This is a genomic window from Pseudomonas sp. CM25, assembly GCF_013179705.1.
Classification (GTDB): Bacteria; Pseudomonadota; Gammaproteobacteria; order Pseudomonadales; family Pseudomonadaceae; genus Aquipseudomonas.
The window spans coordinates 1-3,509 of sequence record NZ_JABMCW010000461.1; the positions used below are offsets into that span (position 1 = coordinate 1).

Consider the following 3,509-nt stretch of genomic DNA (forward strand, 5'->3'; position numbering starts at 1 on the left):
GAGGCCTGGCGGCCAGCGATCTGGCGCCGGTCATTCGTGAGTTGTTGGAGGAGCATTCTGCGTGTCTGGTTTAACCCTGTTTCTGGCCGATGAAGCGGCCATGGTCGCCTTCGGCGGCAAAATGGCCGAAGTGACCGGCGGTCGCGGCGTGATTTTTCTGGAAGGTGACCTGGGTGCGGGTAAAACCACCCTGTCGCGTGGCCTGATTCGTGGGCTGGGCCATACTGGTGCAGTGAAAAGCCCTACCTTCACCGTGGTCGAACCCTACGAAATCGGCGAGGTCCGAGCCTTTCACTTCGACCTGTATCGCCTGGTCGATCCTGAGGAGCTGGAGTACATGGGTATTCGTGACTATTTCGACGGCGACCCGCTTTGCCTGTTCGAGTGGCCAGAAAAGGGTACGGGCGTTTTGCCAAAGCCTGACCTGACCATTACCATAAGCCCCCAAGCGGGCGGACGCTCGCTGATCCTTTCGCCGCAGGGGGCTCGCGGCGAGGCCTGGTGCGTCGCACTGGCCGAACACTATAAACAGTAAGTGGGGTAGGTATGCGCATACGCGCACTGGTCGCCATCGTTGGGCTGCTGCTGACAACGGTGACCGTTGACGCTCTGGCCGTCACTCAAGTCAAGAGCATGCGCCTGTGGCGCGCGCCGGACAACACGCGGCTGGTCTTCGACCTTTCAGGCCCCGTGCAGCATAGTGTCTTCACCCTCAGCGCGCCGGACCGCCTGGTTATCGACATCAATGGCGCAACCTTGGCTGCGCCACTGAACGTGGCCACCTCCAACACGCCGATAAGCAGCGTGCGTTCGGCCCAGCGGACGCCGACCGACCTGCGCGTGGTGGTCGACCTGAAAAAATCGGTCACCCCAAAGAGTTTCACCCTGGCGCCCAACGCCCAGTATGGCAATCGCCTGGTGGTCGACCTGTATGACCAGGAAGCCGACGCCATCGCCGCCAGCGCCCCGCCCCCGGCCCCGACCCCGGTACAAACCCCGGCGACCACCCCTGCGGTGCCGGTGAGCCCGGCCCAGCCCGCCATCAAGCTGCCGCCGGTACCGAGCGGCAAGCGGGACATCGTGGTCGCCATCGACGCCGGCCATGGTGGCGAAGACCCGGGTGCATCCGGCTCGCGTGGTCAGCATGAAAAAGACATCGTGCTGCAGATCGCCAAAGAGCTGCAGCGCCAGATCAACCGCGAGAAAGGCTTCCGGGCCGAGCTGACCCGTACTGGCGACTATTTCATCCCGCTGCGCAAACGCACGGAAATCGCCCGCAAGAAGGGCGCCGACCTGTTCATCTCCATTCATGCTGACGCCGCACCGTCGCGGGCTGCCTTTGGCGCCTCGGTGTTCGCCTTGTCCGACCGTGGTGCCACCTCCGAAACCGCGCGCTGGCTGGCCGACACGGAAAACCGCTCAGACCTTATCGGTGGTGCGGGCAATGTCAGCCTGGATGACAAAGACCGGATGTTGGCCGGTGTGCTGCTCGACCTGTCGATGACCGCCACCCTCAGCTCCAGCCTCAACGTCGGGCAGAAGGTGCTGGGCAACATGGGTCGCGTCACCTCGCTGCACAAGCAGCGTGTGGAGCAAGCCGGCTTCATGGTGCTGAAGTCCCCGGATATTCCGTCGATCCTCGTTGAAACCGGGTTCATCTCGAACAACAACGAAGCGGCCAAACTGGCCACCGCCAGCCACCAGCAGGCCCTGGCCCGTTCTATTCACACGGGCGTGCGCCAGTACTTCCAGCAGAACCCGCCACCGGGCACCTATGTGGCCTGGCTGCGCGACACCGGCAAGATTGCCGCAGGCCCGCGTGAGCACACGGTTCGCCCAGGCGAAACCCTGGCCATGCTCGCCGTGCGCTACCAGGTCAGCGTTGCCAGCCTGCGCAGCACCAACAGCCTCAAGACCGATGAGCTGAAGGTCGGCCAGCGCCTCGATGTCCCGGCCACCACGCTGGCTTCGCAATGAGTGGTGGTTCGCGCATCCAGCTGCTCAGCCCGCGGCTGGCCAACCAGATTGCCGCCGGCGAAGTGGTCGAGCGGCCGGCCTCTGTCGCCAAGGAGCTGCTGGAAAACAGCCTGGACTCCGGCGCCCGACGTATCGACGTGGACGTGGAGCAGGGCGGCGTCAAGCTGCTGAAGGTGCGTGACGACGGCAGTGGTATTTCCGCCGACGACCTGCCGCTGGCCCTGGCCCGTCACGCCACCAGCAAGATCCGCGAGCTGGAAGACCTTGAAGGGGTATTGAGCCTGGGCTTCCGTGGTGAGGCCCTGGCCTCGATCAGCTCGGTGGCGCGCCTGACCCTGACCTCGCGTACCGCCAGCGCCAGCGAGGCCTGGCAGGTGGAAACCGAAGGTCGCGACATGACCCCGCGGGTACAGCCGGCGGCTCACCCGGTCGGTACGTCGGTGGAAGTGCGTGACCTGTTCTTCAATACCCCGGCCCGGCGCAAGTTCCTCAAGGCCGAGAAAACCGAATTCGATCACCTGCAGGAAGTCATCCGGCGGCTGGCCCTGGCGCGTTTCGATGTCGGCTTCCACCTGCGTCACAACGGCAAGAGCATCCTCAGCCTGCACGAAGCCCACGACGAGACCGCCCGCGCACGGCGGGTGGGCGCCATCTGTGGCGCGGGCTTCATGGAGCAGGCGCTGCCGATCGACGTCGAACGCAACGGCCTGCGCCTGTGGGGCTGGGTCGGCCTGCCGACCTTCTCGCGCAGCCAGGCAGACCTGCAGTACTTCTTCGTCAACGGCCGTGCAGTGCGCGACAAGCTGGTCGCCCACGCGGTGCGCCAGGCCTACCGCGACGTGCTGTTCAACGGGCGGCATCCGACGTTCGTGCTGTTTCTCGAGCTGGAACCCAACGGCGTCGACGTCAACGTGCACCCGACCAAGCACGAGGTGCGCTTCCGCGAAGGGCGCTCGGTTCACGACTTCCTGTATGGCACTCTGCACCGCGCCCTGGCCGATGTACGCCCGGAAGACCAGTTGGCGGCGCCTGCTGCGGTGACCGAGATGGTCCGCCCCACAGGCCCGCAGGCCGGCGAATTCGGGCCGCAGGGTGAAATGCGCCTGGCCTCGCCGGTGCTTGAGCAGCCGCGTGCCCCGCAACAGTCGTTTTCCAACGGTGGCAGTGGCGCGGGTTACCAGTACCAGTACACGCCACGTCCTTCGCAGCCGCTGCCGGCCGCCGAGGCGCAGGCGGTCTATCGCGACTTTTACAAACCGCTGGAAGGTGGTGGCGCGGCGCCAGCGACGGCCCTGCCTGAAAGCCAGGGTGACATCCCGCCGCTGGGGTATGCGCTGGCGCAGCTCAAGGGTATCTACATCCTGGCCGAGAACGCCGTCGGCCTGGTGCTGGTGGACATGCATGCCGCCCACGAGCGCATCATGTACGAGCGCCTCAAAGTGGCCATGGCCAGCGAAGGCCTCAGCGGCCAGCCGCTGCTGGTACCGGAAACCCTGGCCTTGAGCCAGCGCGAAGCCGACTGCGCCGAAGAG

3 protein-coding genes are annotated in these 3,509 nt (G+C 65.4%); all 3 read left to right on the forward strand.

What is annotated here, in order from left to right; genetic code table 11:
• The first annotated feature begins 61 nt into the window (after positions 1-61).
• Complete coding sequence (tsaE, locus tag HP546_RS27820; RefSeq protein WP_172232309.1) at positions 62-535, forward strand: tRNA (adenosine(37)-N6)-threonylcarbamoyltransferase complex ATPase subunit type 1 TsaE; 474 nt, start codon at positions 62-64, stop codon at positions 533-535.
• Between the two features lie 11 nt (positions 536-546).
• Positions 547-1,977 carry an N-acetylmuramoyl-L-alanine amidase gene (locus HP546_RS27825; RefSeq protein WP_172232312.1) on the forward strand — a complete coding sequence of 477 codons (1,431 nt, stop codon included), beginning with the start codon at positions 547-549 and terminating at the stop codon, positions 1,975-1,977.
• A partial coding sequence (gene mutL, locus HP546_RS27830) for a DNA mismatch repair endonuclease MutL (protein WP_172232315.1) occupies positions 1,974-3,509 on the forward strand: 1,536 nt, incomplete at its 3' end. The genes HP546_RS27825 and mutL, both read left to right, overlap by 4 nt.

Coding starts and splice junctions, on each gene's coding strand:
- HP546_RS27825 (WP_172232312.1), top strand. CDS start 547: ATGCGCATACGCGCACTGGTCGCCATCGTTGGGCTGCTGCTGACAACG.